This is a genomic window from Paenibacillus xylanilyticus (assembly GCF_013359935.1).
GTDB lineage: Bacteria > Bacillota > Bacilli > Paenibacillales > Paenibacillaceae > Paenibacillus > Paenibacillus xylanilyticus.
This window is the reverse complement of record NZ_JABMCB010000154.1, coordinates 39,049-54,357: the sequence shown is the minus strand read 5'-3', so window position 1 is coordinate 54,357 and position 15,309 is coordinate 39,049. Positions and strand designations below refer to the sequence as shown.

Below are 15,309 nucleotides of genomic sequence, written 5' to 3'. Positions count from 1 at the left end.
AGGAAAAAATACTCACATAATTTATTTAGATTGTGATAAGGAATAGACGTGAGGGAAAAGAAGTGATAACTTAATGTATAACATGATTTACATTTCATAAGGGGTTGTTGTACAGTGGATAAGCTCGTGAAACTCGTTATTCAAAAGGGGATCTCCCTTCAAAGCCGATTTTCATACCAGGTCAAGGACCAGTTAGTTGAATACAGTATCTCAGATATCTTGTTTGATTATAAAAAAGCTGCAACCCTACAGGAGTATAAAAGTATATTGTCACATATGAAAAGTGGGGTGTCTAAAGAGTTAGCACTTGGACTCTTAGAAGGGATAGGCCAGCGTAATGCAATCATTAAAGTTCTTGGTATTGAGAAATACAGCCGACTTGAGTATACGACGATGACTATGGGCCTAAGTGATCAACCGATATCATTTAAAGTTATTCACCCAAAACCAGCCATATGGTGGATTCAAAAAAAGGGGGACAAATGTTTTCTCTATCCGGAGGGTGAGATTGATCCAGAAGCGATGACTGTACAGGAGTTTTTCAAAAAGTTATGCACTAACTTTGACCCCGATGACATTGAGATCGACTTTGTCGATTCAGCCACAGAATCCTGATACTAAAAACCGACCCTATCTGAGGGTCGGTTTTTTAACGTTAGATTGTTGAACTTGTCATTGTTCTCTTCCAGGTTATGATTTGACATATCTAAAAAATGGAGGTTTTCGAATATGAAATTGGCTATTATCGGCGGTACTCAGACAGAAACATTTAAACAGATTGGAAAAAAATATGGGCTTGATGTGAATCATCACCACGGTCTCTGTAAGCGAAAGGTTGAGAAGCAACTCGAGCCTCTAATCCGGAAGAGTGATGTAATTATCATTTTGAAGGGGGCACTGCAACATGTGTCTATGTGGAAGGCAAAAGATCTAGCAAAAGAGTACAACAAACTATTGGGGTTTCATGATGGTAGAGGAGCTACCGGAGCTATTGAAGAAGCCCTGTGTCTGTTAGGTACAGTAAGAGGAAATCAATAAAACCTTTCCAAAATGTAAATCATGGTGTACAATTATGTACGTTGTGGATTACAATATTTGTTCTTATGAAAGAGGCGTTTATTTTGATGGATCTTGAGGTCAGCGAAGGAATGATTGAAATCTGGATAAAACAAGGCAATTTGCTTTGTATACGTCCTCTGGGGAGTAGCCAACCATTCTACGGAAATATTATCTCTAATGTTGATCAAAGATTAATTCTTTATAACCAGGATCGGAGAACAGTTCAGAACTACGATCTTCAAGAAGTAGAAGTTAAACCATGTTCACCAACGTACTTAGTTTGAAACAACAGGAGCGTACTATTAATGAGAATAATAGAAGTGTTTCCTTTAGTAACAATGAAACCACCGGTACCGAAAGCAAGTGAACTCAAAAAAGACTCGTCATCAAGTACCAGTGGGAATTCCGGATTTTCTGACATGTTGAAACAAGCGATTGTAGCAACAAATTCACATCCAATACAAGATCGAAGAAATGATATCAAGAAAAAGTACTTGTAGAGGATACATAAAAATTAAAGATCTATGAAGGAGTACAAATGTATGCAAACGACAACAAAACCAACAAACGCTATGGAGCAAATATCATCCTTAATAGCTCAAAAAAAGAACATCCTTTTGATTACTGAAGATGGTAAAGGTGCAACCAGCCTGCTGTATTCCCTTGCCGCATCCAACGCTAAAGTAGGATTTAGAAGTTTGGTGATTGAGGATCACCGACCAGCTGTATACGTCCCTAACTCGGATTCTATTCTATTCACTGCATCTAACAGCAAACAAAAGTTATCTTTATTTGATCAAGCACTTTTACTACGTGCGGATTATTTATACGTGTCTGAATTAAGAGGAACGACTGAGATAAGCAAATATTTTGATCTGATAGGAAAAGGAATGAAGGGATGCATGACTACTCTGGTAGCTAAAGATCCAGAACATGCAATTAGAAAACTCAGTAGATTATTTAATCTATCCTACGTAGATGATCTTAGCCAAGAAGATATGCTTTTCAATCAGCGCTGGCTGGCATCGAATCTTCATTATATTGTTTCGGTTCGTCATGTTCAGTCATTCACCCAAGCATGCACTATTGATGATATCACCTCGGTAACTAGCGATCAAACCGGAAAAATTAGATTTAAAAGCATTATCTAAAATGGGAGGATTTAGTATGAAAATCACAGAGAAGAGCCTCTTTTTTGTTTTGCTTGGCGGATTCTTGTTGTTTAATTCAACCTATACTGTACAAGAAAAAGAAGTAGCAGTTGTGACGACATTCGGAAAGGTAACAAATGAGAGTACTCAAGGGTTACATCTAAAATGGCCATGGCCGATTCAAAGTGTAGAGAAAGTTGATGCGAACAAGACACATCGTATTGAGATTGGATTTAGGCAGGATGGGGACAAGGCTGTCTCAGTAGAAAGCGAAGCTCTCATGATCACTGGTGATGAGAACATCGTTTGGGCTGATGCGATCGTAGAATACAATATCTCGAATGCAAAAAACTACTTATATAACACTGATAGTCCTGAGAATTTCCTCGGTAATGCTACTGTAGCCGCGATCCGCAGCGTAATTGGTAGCAAAAAACTGGATTATGTTATCACAGAGGGCAAAACGGAAATCCAGGCAGAGGTAAAAGAATTACTGATTGCTTCAAACGACCTGTACAACACAGGAATACATATTCTCGATGTCAAATTCCAAGACATTGAACCGCCTGAGGGAGAGGTTTCCAAAGCGTTTGTTGCTGTTACCGATGCTAGAGAAGAGAAGAATACAAAGATTAACCAGGCAGAAAAACACCGCAACCAAGTAATCCCTCAAGCCAGAGCAGCTGCCAATGCTGCTAAAGAACAGGCACTCAGTGAAAAGACAGAACGCATCAATGGTGCAAAGGGGGATGTACAGGAGTTTAACGCCATTTATGAGGAATACAAAAAAAATCCCCAAATCACAAAAAAGCGATTGATCCTGGAGACCATTGAGAAAGTCTACCCCAAAGCCAAGATCTTTATTGTTGATGGGAATGGCCAGACGGTCAACTATCTCCCTTTAACTGATTTGACTAAAAAATAAAGTGATTAGAGAGGAGTACCTCGCATGAACGTTACCTTCAAATTCTCATATAAATCATGGTTCATTCGATTGACGATCATTTTGATACTGGGCGCCTTTGTCGTGATGTCACTTTTTACTTTCAAAGTAAAAGAAAACGAATATGCAGTCGTTACTAGGTTTGGCGAAATTGTGCGTGTCCAAAATGTTGCTGGGTTAAAGCTGAAGGTTCCCCTAATTGAAAAAATAACTCGACTTCCTAAAGAGCAAAAAATATATACATCTAAATCCACTTCTATTCTTACTAAAGATAAAAAACCCATGATGGTGGACAATTATACGGTATGGAGAATTAGTAGTGTAAACAAATTTTTGAAAAGTGTACAGACAGTAAAATCCGGCGAAGAACGGATTGATGCTGCAGTGTACAATACTGTACGAAGAAAACTCTCGGAATCTGAATATGGTGCCATCATTAATACATCACTACAAAAGAATGCTTCGGGATCCCGGAACGATCTCAACGCTAGTATCACGACAGAGGTAAGAAACCTTATGGAAGAGAACTACGGGATTTCCATTGTGGATATCAAAATAAAGACGACTGATCTTCCAGAAGAGAATAAACAAAGTGTTTATAAACGAATGATTTCAGAAAGAGATTCTATAGCAGCAAATTACCTTAGCGAAGGGGAAGAAGAGGCTAAGAAAAAAACCTCTGAGGCAGACCGGGAAGCAAGGATTATTGAATCTGAAGGCAATTTGGTAGCTCAAAAGACCCTTGCAGAGGGTGAACAAGAAGCAGCTCGAATTTATAATGAAGCGTACAGCCGAGATACAGAGTTTTATGACCTATATCGTACACTCCAATCCTATGTGACCTCACTACAAGGTGAACCTGTTATTATGATCCCTGCAGATTCGCCATATGCTAGCATTCTCACGGGTAAAACAAAATAAGTTCTTGGCATAAAGGATTTTAAAAGTAGGGTGCTGCACTCTACTTTTTTCACTTTAATGATAGTGAAAAGAGAAGTAAATGATAAGATGCATAAATGTAAATCATGATATACATTTTGGTAGCCAAATGGTATACTTTGTTTACATAGATGGATAAGGGGGACTTGGGTTGAAATTAAAACAGATAGCAGGTGGATTCTTACTTAGTAGCACTCAAATCATAGTATTACTCGTGGTGGCTATCGGTTTCATGAGAATAACAGATGTGAATTTTAATTTAGAGATTAACCTGGATTGGTGGGTTCTTACTATTATCATTGCAGCAGTCTTCATCCATATGGTAAGTCATATTTATATTTTCAGTGCACCTGAGAAACGAGACCTTCACTAATGGGGATCCTTTATTATATTTACGGAATTTTTGGAGTTTCTATTCCAATTCTCGTATTTTGTGTAATTGTTCATGCAGCAGCTGCATGTGGGATAGATGGCTTAGCTACGATCAGAATCAAAGACTTCTCTTGGGGAAGGAAGGTTTTATTAATAGGTCTTTTTATTTTACCCCTATGTTTGGCAGTAGGATTTGGGTGGTCAAAACTGAACATCCATGATCATTTGTTTGAAATTTTAGTTCTATCAATTCTACCAATAAGTTCTGTGCTATTTGTATACACGGGATCACTTCTAATGAAGAATGATGATTTCGGATCTGGATTTACACAGTTTGTAATGGGAGTTACAGGCTTGATTTTTGTTTTCATCATATAAATATAAAAAGACGATGTAAGGAACACTTAGGATAAGGATTTATCGATTTGGTTGCTTGAAATTCTTTAAACAACGTATTATCAATATATTTGTAAAAATTGATAATGGATTTATGATTAATATCGGAGGATTGAATATTGAATCTTACAAGTATTATTGATAAGACAAGTGGACCTCTTGTACTGGAGAAAAGGCATGATTATTTTATATTAACTTTCCCTAGGGATACAATAGTTGATTGGACTTCAACTACTGAACTCATCATCGACCTCTTTTATCGGTTTCTCTGGTCATATAGTATTGACGAAGATAAAACTATAGGTGAATATTCGTCATACCTAACCATGTTTGGATTTGTCCAGCCTTTGCTTAATACACATCTTCTTACCAAGGAATTAGAATTTTGGGGCTTCCTATGGAAGGTTATTAGTGGTCAAAAAAGTAGCAATGGTTCGAGTTCGCAGATTATGGATTCTTACGACCTTCACTCGATGATTAAAGGGCTGACTACTTTTAAATTTCACAAATCTACACCAATAAATCTGAAAGAATTTAGTGAATCTGTCCTTAATGTGTTAAGTGAGAATTTAATCTATCAAACAAAAATGTACCCTGATCTCGCTACCTTAACGAAGAAACACAACGCTTGGATTAGTAATAAATTTCTATATTAAAGTGTTGCTATAGTCACACAATTGTGTTGCACAACAAAATCTTTACACGAATAAATAGGATGGAGTGGTATAAATGAGCAATAATGTCCAGGATCTCTTTTTAAATCAATGTCGGAGAGAGAAAGTGAAAGTGACCATCTTTCTGGCCAATGGTGTACCAATGATGGGTAAAATCATACACTATGATGCTTACTCCATAGTCATTGAAGTTGAGAAAGGCGGTTACCAAGCTTTTATTTATAAGCATGCTATTCTTTCAATTGTTCCTGTATTTGCTGTTGGTATCACTGCAAGGCAAAAATGCAATGTTGAGCTTCATTCAAACGATCTATTATCGCATTGCCTAATGAAAAAGATACCAGTCGAACTGTACTTAATTAATGGGAAAAAGATGACTGGCACGATATCTCATTATGATAAATACTCTCTTGTTTTAAACTCTCCAGATCGAAAGCAAAATTTTATTTTTAAACATGGCGTCTCTACAATTCTACCAAGCGAAAAAGTAATTCTTACTACAGCAAAACCTATATGACATTGATAATGGCATAAGAGCGTAGATTATATTTTCAGTTTTTGAATGTTCTCCAGGAGGATTATTTACCAATCCTGTTTACAAAATTCTGGGTTCGATATAATATGAAGAGAGTAAATCAATTTGTAGCTTATCTCATTTAGCAAAATTCAAATTTGTGTACATGCATTTCATGAAGACAAAAAAATGAATTTTGTAACGATGGACTCATGAGTACGAATTCATGTGGATTTGAGAAAAGTGGTTGTTCAACTTACTACATAGTAATGTTGAAAGCAACGGTGACAAAGGTATTTATTTAGTAATTCATGGTTTATTTTAAAAATACATAATTTCCTTAAGTGGAATTTCAAGAGAGCACATTCATTAGAATGTTGCTCTTTTTTTATTTTTTATAGAGAGGCTTCTAGCAACGAACAAAATAATAATCTTTTTCATGGAGGTTTTATAATGAAAATGAAAAACAACCTGCTTAAAGTAACAGTCCTCATCCTTACCCTAAGCGTACTATATGGATGTGGAAACAATGATTTCCGCTCTGAGATCGAATATTCTGATCTCCAGGTAGGCGTCTTGTCAGATATCAAAAGGGATATGGAATCAAATGATTATCCTTCGACTCCTACAGACCTAATAGAGTTAAAACAGGAGATCGATGCACAAAATATTGCTGCAGATCCTGGAGTAACCTTACCTACAAAGATACAGAAAAACCTAGACTTATTGCAGAGGAACCAAGTTAAGCTAGATCTACAACGACTTGAAGGATTAGCAGGCCAATCATTAGGGGCATCGATGTACGCTAAAGAAAAGCTGGATGCGTTGAATGGAGACTCTAAACATGAGAGAGAAATCTACCAAAACAAGATCGAACGAGAACTCGCGAATGTAACAGCTTTAGTAGACAGTATCGGAAGATCTAAAAAGCTGGATTTCGATGAACTCCAAGCTAAAACGGAGATGATCCATAAAACGCGTACCGAGATTCGTCAGTGGGGCTCAGTTCAAGGGCATTCCATCGCTGTCTTGAATGCTGCTGAGGAAATACTGGCAGCTGCAGAAAAACGTATAGTTCAAGCGAGACAAGACATGAGTTTGATTGAGCAAATTATTAAGCAACATCAAGAGCAAATAACAACAATTTTAAACCAAATTGGATAGCAGCCGATTTCAAAAGCATTGAAAGAGCAGAGGGGTAGTTACCTTCTGCTTTTTACTATTTTATAGGGGAGATATTATGAACCGTTTATTTATTCAAGAGCCTTATTGCAAAGACGACCTTATCTTACAAGCAGGGACTGAAAAAAAAATACGAGCTGTTGTAGGTGTAAATCTGGAAGAACTGATCTCGAGTGATGAGGCTTCATTCAAGGAGCTTTTATCCAAAAGGGTAACCACGGCAACCGGGTTCGCCATAATGTCTTGCAATATGGCCGGCATTCTTAACGAAGAACTCTTAATCGAGGTTATTGGGCATGTAAAAGATATACGTGAGAGTTTCACTCAACTCCATATGTTGAAACTGGAGCAAGAGCTGGAAATGAACCATATACATGATCCAGATTGGGAGAAGAAGATTTTAGCTATTTTCCAAGATGCTCTGGATAACGGGTACAGTAGTATCTGGCAGCCTGAAGAAAATGAACTTGCCAGACTCTCTTCATTTATAGCGTCCTTCTGCGAAAGACAAAATATTGATTATAGTCTCGAGATTGAAAACGTAAGTAGTTTAGCTTACTTGGTCTTTACGGATGAATTATCTAAAACATTCAAGACTAAAGTAGGTAAGCTGGTCACGTTTGATGGAGATGCTTTACTCATGAAATCATTTCTTCTCAAGGGTACTTTCCCTTCGGTAATTCTAGAGAATACAGAGGATCACCAGCTGAAACGGATATCGATCCCACAATACTTAAAAACGCTAGAAAACAATTAAACTTAATGGAGGAAACCAATAATGATTCAAATGACTGGTCTTGATGAGATGTGTAGAGATTTTGCAACAAAAGCTGCCCAAAAGATAGACATCGTAACCGTGATACAAGACTTCCTCGTATTACGCCAATCGGGTCAACATTTCTTTTCGTTCTGTCCCTTCCATGATGACTCGAAAGCAACTTTTATGGTGGACCAAAGAGAACAATCTTTCAACTGTCCTGTATGCGGAAAAATGGGCGACTACTATGATTTTTTATCTGCTATGGCTAAGAAATCAAAACCGGATTCTACTGCAACCGAAGTTATAAAGCAGATCCAGGAAGATTATATTGGCGAAAACTACAGTCACCTCCTGCGTAAATCATCGGAACGCTTTAATGAGGTAAAATCGATGTACGAAGCCCACGATTACCTGGCTACTGTCTATCATGAATATTTGCTAAGTAGTAATGGAAAGTTAGCCTTAACTTATCTCACAGAAAAAAGGGGAATCACGCTCGAAGCTATCAAGGAATTTAATATCGGATATGCCCCTGACATCAATGGGTTCGCTACCGAAAGCCTGCAGGCTGCAGGTTTTAATTTAGCTTTAATGTTGGAATGTGGTTTGGTCGGCCGAAATGATAATGCCGGAAAATATTATGATTATTTCCGAGGTAGAATTGTCTTTCCAATCTATGACACAGATTCGAAGGTAGTTGGTTTCGGCGGCAGAGCAATGAACGATAAGATAAAACCGAAGTATCTGAATACGAAAGAAACACCGATCTTTAAAAAGAGCGAACATTTGTACAATTTTAATAGAGTAAAAGGTCAGATCTCAGAAGACACAAAATTAGTGTTCTTTGAAGGATACGTAGATGTTGTGGCAGCCTGGCAATCTGGTTGTAAGACTGGCGTTGCTTCCTTGGGGATTTCTGTATCCAACCACCATTCTCGTATGGTTAGTGAATATACAGATCAAGCTATTATATGTTTTGACGGTGATCTCGCCGGTCAAAAAGCAACTTCAAAAGCAATTCATAATCTGCAGCGTTATGGGATTCGTCTCTGGATCGCACACATGCCTCAAGATTTAGATCCTGCAGATTATATTGAGAAATTTGGTGATAACTCTTTTAAAGAATTAGTTCAAACACCTCTATCCATAGTAGAGTACTACTTCCGAAAAAGCATTGGTCTCGTTAGAACAGGCGATTTCTTATCTTTTAAAACAGCTTTGGATAAATATATTCTCTCTATTGAAATGTCAACGAACTATTTAAGTGACTTAAGTAAAAGTGAACTTACTACTTACTTCCATCAACGATTTCATTCGTACTAACTCAGTCAACTTACTTTTGCGAAATAACTTTAAATAGGAAGGTTAGAGAAGGAATAATGTCAGTAGCATATCAATGAAACTTATGCTTCAATAGAAAGAAGCTAAGTCGTGACTGTTAGTACTATTTTTATTCAATAATTAATGAGGAGGTATCAATTTATGGATAAACGAGGTTTGTTTTCTAGCGCAATAACTTTGGGAATGTTTGAAAAAAGTAAGATCCGGCAATTCTCGGGACAGTACAGGCAGACATATAGATTGTTAATGATTCAGTTTTTTACCTCAAGTTTCTTTAATCATGATGAGCAGTTTTTTTATGCATATAAGCACTTAAATAAAATGCATGCTGGAGCCTACCTTAAGCGTGTAGGTGAAATTAAAATTGAAGATTTATTAGATATCGATTTAAATACTTCAATGTATCTAACTGCCATATGTGGTTTGAAGTTAGTCGATGGAGAGAAGACCATTGGTGAAGATTATATTATTCAGGAAAACTTATTGATGGCTGCTGATTTCTTTAATAAATATAAAGATAACATAAATCAAGCAGATCCGACGACATTGTACAGATATTCTGAAATTGAAGGGTTCTGGGATCTAAGTTCTCATTTCACAGGTATTAAGTTGCTTCCTCATTATTGGATCGATTTACCGCAATTTATTTACGAAAAACCTGTTCCTACTATTCCAGAATACTTTGCTTACGTAGATTTAATAAATTTATGGAACGATACTATTAATAAATTCTATGAGACACAAGAAAAGGAGTTTAACTGGAATAGCCCAGAAACAAGAGAATTGAGATATTCGTATTTTTCATCTTTACGAACGGTACTGATTTTTGGAGTTCATTTTTTAGAAACTTATCTTTACTCTCTTTACTATAATTTAAAAAACATAGGGGTGTTTCCAGAAAATAAGTTAATAAAGAGGAATGATATCAGAAAAATTAGCGACAAACAGATTATAGATGATTTACTATTTATTGAGTACCCAGCATTGAGAACTGAGCTGGAAACACGTTATGACAATTATAAAGATATGCTTGATTACAGAGATGCGTTCGTACATATTTCAGCTTTTACAGAGGACCACTCTGAACGTTCGAGAATGCAAAGACTTATCAATATTGACATGAACTATGTAATAGATGGGCTTGATAATATCATTAACATGGTACATATCATTGAATCTAATCTAGGTGATAATAAAATTCTTTTCTGGTGGGAATACCTCGAAGAGAAACCTGTGTTCTCTAACAAAAAGCGAATCAGCCCACTATTAAATCAAATATCTTTTAGCATAACGCCTTTGGATTAAAATAATGAATAGATATTGGTGTCTCTGCCAGCCAGTATCCTTGCAAACTCGGCTGTACTGTGAAAATAGATTGTCATGACCTTGTGTGAGGAGGGTGTAATGTCTGAATATCCTAGTGGATAGGAAATATCGGTACTTTGAGAGGGACATGCACAATCCTAACATAAGCAAAACACTGACAATTAACTCTCTATCTTTTATATATTGAAGGGGAAGTGCATCTTTCATTTGGCGAGTTGAAGAAATTCATTTACTAATTCGATTTGTTATGGTGGAGTCGTCAGTAGAATTTATGAAAACCACTAGTTTCTGCCTCTCGGCGTAATAAAAAAACACCTTTACATAAATGAAGGTGTTTTTTTATGCATTTTGATTCCCTATATTCTTATAAAAATCTGCTCAATACAATTCAGTTTAGTCGCAATACGCTTGCAAATTTCCTAAGCCGTGTTAATTACCTGGAACTATCAATTCCAATGTTTCCGATAACGTTGTACTTTTTAGACCTTCCTGCTGTTTAAAAGTAATACTCCTTTTGCTACCGTGGACTCGACTAATCAGGTCATCCTTACCTAATACTTTAACTAAATTTGCAATCTGAGAAGCATATACTTTTTTGTTGTAGTAAAAAATTGTAGTTTTAACATTATTGCTTAGAATCAACTCCCGAATAACATCCTTATCGGTTATATCGAGTGAATGTCCAAAAATATAGAGTTCGGTTGGGGAGTGTGAACTCCGAATATTACTTACCCAGTCCTTATATTCGCAACCAGTTTCCTTGTGTATTCTTTGGAAATATTTTTTAAAGAATATAAAAGATGTATTCTGGTTAGTTTCCATATTGTTTAAGTATTCATCGATTCCCAAGACCATGTTGTTCGTTTCAAGATCATTTTCAATATTTGATTTCCCATGAATAAAGTCATATTCTAATTGACTTGGCGCATAGGTTAGCTTCATCAAATAAGGCTCATAAATTTTCTTAAAAGTGTTTGTATAATTAAAGCTTAATATTTTGGTAAATCTTTGCCCGTATATGTCAGGAAGGATATGATCAATATTAATTTTACCAACACATTCCTCTAGATATAGTTCCAGACTACGTATTAACTTATTTAGATCTAATTCAAGGTTTTGGATTAGTTTCTCATCAACTCTAAACTTTTTTGAATTACCATCTGGTGTGCTAACTGACAAAACAATTTTCTTGGTTTCTTTCTCTTCTAAATCTTGCAATTCAAATAGCCCATTTGATTTATATTTCTCAAGAAGCTGTATCACTCTAGAAATTTCTGATTCAAAATCTATCCATCCTTCATTTATGTATGATTTAGCAATAACGAAATGTTCATACCACACATTCCCTTCAGTATACTCAATTAATTCTCGAAGCACTTTGTTTTCTGACTTGTTTACTAAAGTATTAAGACTCAAAAACTTTAAAACAGCATTCTCGTTGTTTCTTTTATATTCCTCAGTTATTTCTTTAATTAAATTGTGAATATAATTTTTGATGTGAATGTTAGCAAATGATTCATTTAATTGTTTTGAGATAAAATCGACTGTAGTGCTAGAATATCTGGACATTTTTATTATTAATGTTAGAAAATCTAAAAAGTCATTGTATTTTGTTGGCAATTCATGAGCCAGATCAAATCCATTTCCAATAACCAATATTTTCATGAAAATAGCCTCCGAAAAATTCAACTTATAAGCGTTTTATAAGAATATTATACATCTTTCGGATTATTACAACTATATAAAACGTACTTTTGTATATTCAACTAATTATTAAGTAGTGGGTCTCCTGTTAGATTCGATTAGATATATTTGTTACATTCTGTTTTGCTCTTAGTAAGGATTATCTCTTAAATTTCAAGAAAATTACCCAAAGGGGGATAAAAATGTACCCGATAAGAAACTTACGAAACCCAAGCATTTTTAGTATGATTATTCATGTAGAACGGTGAACGGCAATGAGCGGTTTAACCGAAAAATCACATATATGGAGGAATAAAAGAAATGATTCAAGCTGCAAAAACAAAAGTTACAAACTGGATGAAAAACGAACAATCCGCATCTCTTACGACGGAAAACGGAATGTTGATGTTGGGAGGGATCGCCCTCGCGGTAGGTGTAGGCTTCCTGGTATCCCAATACATGCGTGACTCAAGCAATACAGTACTGACCAACATGGACACAGTCGCTGCCGGCGGTATCGATCCGGATACAAATCCATCAGGTACACCAGACGGCTGGATTCGCCAATAATACACTGATAACTTCAGGCCCGTCCTTGTTCATCTCTGGTAGACGGAGAGAACCTCTGACGCCCCTAGATGAATGATTATGGCGAGTATCATAAGAAAAATTCGTGTAACAACGTCTTATTAATACTTAATACGTTTAATATTTGACAAAGGATTTATAAATATTTCAATGGAGGTGAAGAAGTTCATGAGCAAAAAAATCCGTAACTGGATGAAAAACGAACAGTCCGCATCCTTAACGACTGAAAATGGAATGTTGATGTTGGGAGGGATCGCCCTCGCGGTAGGTGTAGGCTTCCTGGTATCCCAATACATGCGTGACTCCAGTAACACAGTTCTCACAAACATGGATACAGTCGCTACCGGCGGTATCGATCCGGATACAAACCCTTCTGGAACCCCAGATGGCTGGATCCGCCAGTAAAACAACCCAAAGAGCACCTTCCTTCGAAGGTGCTCTTTTAATATCAAAAGATAAGCTCAATAATCAGATGACTCGAAAGGTAAAGTTATGGGTGCTTATCTTGATGATCTTGTGCACAATAGTATATATCAGCCAGGGAAAGCTGCAGCCACCACGACGTCAATGGTTTGTGATGGGAAGACGTTGAGCCCTGAGTTTAAATACGTCCGCAGCAGGATATCGCTTCGATTTACTTGTTAATGGTACTGCTAAAAGGAATATTGACGAAGGGGTAAGGGGTGTTGAAGTGCATAAGTAGAAGAAATGGTCCTTTGGTATGCTACAGTTCTGTAGAACGAGCAGAAAGTAATAAAACGATGAATGACAAACGGTTTGATTTTTCAAGGCGAATCCGCTAGTATAGATAAATGAGAACGTGTGTTCCGAAATCTTCGAATAGAACGAAGGTGAACCCGATGCTGAAAGCTTATCGATATCGATTAGTTCCTAATTCTGAACAAGAAGAATTCTTTATCAAAACGTTTGGCTGCGTTCGTAAAGTCTACAACCTCATGCTCAACGACCGGATTGAATCGTTTAAAAGAAGTCAGGAAAGCGGCGAGAAAATCAAGTTACCTACGCCAGCTCGGTACAAAAAAGAATTTCCTTTTTTGAAAGAAGTCGACAGTTTGGCACTTGCTAACGCGCAGCTCCACTTGAACAAGGCGTATCAACAATTCTTCAAACGTCCAGCCGCAGGTTTTCCAAAGTGGAAATCGCGTAAGAATCCGTTACAGTCCTACACCACAAATAATCAAAACGGTACGATTGCGATTGTGGACGGTCGGTATTTGAAGCTGCCAAAAATGAAGCCGGTGCGTATCAAGTTACATCGACACCCCCGAGGGATGATCAAGTCGGCGACGATTTCCCAAGCAGCATCGGGGAAGTTTTACGTCTCCATTTTGTGCGAAACCGATGTGCAGCAGAAGCCTAAAACCGGCTCCATTATCGGTATGGATTTGGGCTTGACTCATATGGCTGTGCTCTCGGATTCAACGAAGATTCTGAACCCAAAGCACCTGGCGAAGACGGCGGTCAAGCTCGCTAAGGCACAGCGTAAACTCTCTCACAGAGCCCAAGTCGCGAAGAAACAGGGGCGCTTGCTCGCAGAAAGCCGCAACTACCAAAAGCAGCGTATAGTCGTCGCCAAGCTGCATGAAAAAATAGCCCATCAACGAAACGACTATCTTCATAAGCGAAGTACAGATCTCGTCAACAACCACGACGTGATCTTTGTGGAATCACTGAATATTCAAAGCATGGTACGACATCGTCGGTGGGCCCGCTCCCTTCACGATGTCTCTTGGTCGAGCTTCTTATCCAAACTAACCTATAAAGCAACTTGGTACGGGAAACAAGTGATACCGATCAGACGCTGGTTCGCTTCTAGCCAGATCTGTTCCGTTTGCGGACATCAGGATGGAAAGAAAGAGCTACATATCCGGGAGTGGAGTTGTCCCAGCTGCGGTGTTCAGCATGACCGGGACGTTAACGCGAGTTTGAATATTCGAGCTGCAGGCCTGCGCCTGATAAATCTAACCAACTCCCTTTAACGAACACCGAACCGCAGGAACTGCGGGAATCGCTTGGCTGATAAACCTAACCGCTGCTCGAATGTATGCCATCCGGGTCAAGTATGGGTTCTTCCCAAGAAGCTCCGACTTCTAACGGTAGATTAGTCGGAGTAGTTCACAAAACAGTTCATCTAAAAAACAAGAGACTCAAGGTCGTTGAGGAGTTTCTTACGAAATCATCCGTAGATCAGTAAAGACGACTCCAGCAGGAACATATACGATTACTGTCAAAGGAAAAAGAGGATCCGATTACAGCGAACCTGTTTCGCACGATATTACGTTACAGTAAAGACAAGCTAGCCAGTGGTAAAAACATTGGCTAGTTTTTTTTGTGAACTTATTGGGCCGCTCCAACGATTT

The 15,309-nt window shown here is 37.6% G+C and carries 17 protein-coding genes; 16 read left to right on the top strand and 1 reads right to left on the bottom strand.

What is annotated here, in order from left to right; all coding sequences use genetic code 11:
- Positions 1-114: 114 nt before the first annotated feature.
- The 13 genes from HP552_RS05195 to HP552_RS05135 all read left to right on the top strand — a co-directional run bounded on the left by HP552_RS05195 (position 115) and on the right by HP552_RS05135 (position 10,636).
- Positions 115-615 carry a hypothetical protein gene (locus HP552_RS05195; RefSeq protein ID WP_175394538.1) on the top strand — a complete coding sequence of 167 codons (501 nt, stop codon included), beginning with the start codon at positions 115-117 and terminating at the stop codon, positions 613-615.
- Positions 616-729: 114 nt separating this feature from the next.
- On the top strand, positions 730-1,038 hold the full coding sequence (locus HP552_RS05190) for a DUF2325 domain-containing protein (protein WP_024630920.1): 309 nt from the start codon (positions 730-732) through the stop codon (positions 1,036-1,038).
- Positions 1,039-1,601: 563 nt separating this feature from the next.
- Positions 1,602-2,210: a P-loop NTPase family protein gene (locus tag HP552_RS05185; protein WP_175394537.1), complete on the top strand. Its 609-nt coding sequence runs from the start codon at positions 1,602-1,604 to the stop codon at positions 2,208-2,210.
- 16 nt (positions 2,211-2,226) lie between these two features.
- A complete protein-coding gene (gene hflK, locus HP552_RS05180) occupies positions 2,227-3,135 on the top strand; it encodes an FtsH protease activity modulator HflK (protein WP_175394536.1) in 909 nt (302 codons plus the stop codon).
- 24 nt (positions 3,136-3,159) lie between these two features.
- Positions 3,160-4,074, top strand: a complete 915-nt coding sequence (hflC, locus tag HP552_RS05175; RefSeq protein WP_175394535.1) for a protease modulator HflC — start codon at positions 3,160-3,162, stop codon at positions 4,072-4,074.
- A 169-nt stretch (positions 4,075-4,243) separates the two neighbouring features.
- Entirely contained in the window at positions 4,244-4,465 is a 222-nt protein-coding gene (locus tag HP552_RS05170) for a hypothetical protein (protein ID WP_175394534.1), read from the top strand.
- A complete protein-coding gene (locus tag HP552_RS05165) occupies positions 4,465-4,842 on the top strand; it encodes a hypothetical protein (RefSeq protein WP_175394533.1) in 378 nt (125 codons plus the stop codon). The genes HP552_RS05170 and HP552_RS05165 overlap by 1 nt, the downstream gene beginning before the upstream one ends.
- A 137-nt stretch (positions 4,843-4,979) precedes the next feature.
- Positions 4,980-5,516: a hypothetical protein gene (locus HP552_RS05160; protein ID WP_175394532.1), complete on the top strand. Its 537-nt coding sequence runs from the start codon at positions 4,980-4,982 to the stop codon at positions 5,514-5,516.
- A 73-nt stretch (positions 5,517-5,589) separates the two neighbouring features.
- Entirely contained in the window at positions 5,590-6,051 is a 462-nt protein-coding gene (gene hfq / locus HP552_RS05155) for an RNA chaperone Hfq (RefSeq protein WP_175394531.1), read from the top strand.
- A gap of 450 nt (positions 6,052-6,501) precedes the next feature.
- The gene (locus HP552_RS05150) at positions 6,502-7,212 is read left to right on the top strand and encodes a hypothetical protein (protein WP_175394530.1); all 711 of its coding nucleotides are present in this window, start codon (positions 6,502-6,504) and stop codon (positions 7,210-7,212) included.
- Positions 7,213-7,288: 76 nt separating this feature from the next.
- Positions 7,289-7,987, top strand: coding sequence for a hypothetical protein (locus HP552_RS05145; RefSeq protein WP_175394529.1), 699 nt, complete (start codon positions 7,289-7,291; stop codon positions 7,985-7,987).
- A 21-nt stretch (positions 7,988-8,008) separates the two neighbouring features.
- Positions 8,009-9,313 (top strand): DNA primase, encoded by a 1,305-nt coding sequence (gene dnaG, locus HP552_RS05140; RefSeq protein WP_175394528.1) that lies wholly within the window; start codon positions 8,009-8,011, stop codon positions 9,311-9,313.
- Positions 9,314-9,472: 159 nt separating this feature from the next.
- A complete protein-coding gene (locus tag HP552_RS05135) occupies positions 9,473-10,636 on the top strand; it encodes a hypothetical protein (RefSeq protein ID WP_175394527.1) in 1,164 nt (387 codons plus the stop codon).
- A 450-nt stretch (positions 10,637-11,086) separates the two neighbouring features.
- Here the strand turns inward: HP552_RS05135 and HP552_RS05130 are convergent, their stop codons facing one another.
- Positions 11,087-12,322, bottom strand: a complete 1,236-nt coding sequence (locus HP552_RS05130; protein ID WP_175394526.1) for an AbiH family protein — start codon at positions 12,320-12,322, stop codon at positions 11,087-11,089.
- Positions 12,323-12,661: 339 nt separating this feature from the next.
- Between HP552_RS05130 and HP552_RS05125 the strand changes: the two genes are divergently transcribed.
- The 3 genes from HP552_RS05125 (at position 12,662) to tnpB (ending at position 14,928) form a co-directional block, all read left to right on the top strand.
- A complete protein-coding gene (locus HP552_RS05125; RefSeq protein WP_175394525.1) occupies positions 12,662-12,910 on the top strand; it encodes a hypothetical protein in 249 nt (82 codons plus the stop codon).
- A gap of 186 nt (positions 12,911-13,096) precedes the next feature.
- The gene (locus HP552_RS05120; RefSeq protein ID WP_175394524.1) at positions 13,097-13,333 is read left to right on the top strand and encodes a hypothetical protein; all 237 of its coding nucleotides are present in this window, start codon (positions 13,097-13,099) and stop codon (positions 13,331-13,333) included.
- A gap of 455 nt (positions 13,334-13,788) precedes the next feature.
- Positions 13,789-14,928, top strand: a complete 1,140-nt coding sequence (tnpB, locus tag HP552_RS05115) for an IS200/IS605 family element RNA-guided endonuclease TnpB (protein WP_175394523.1) — start codon at positions 13,789-13,791, stop codon at positions 14,926-14,928.
- Positions 14,929-15,309 lie beyond the last annotated feature (381 nt).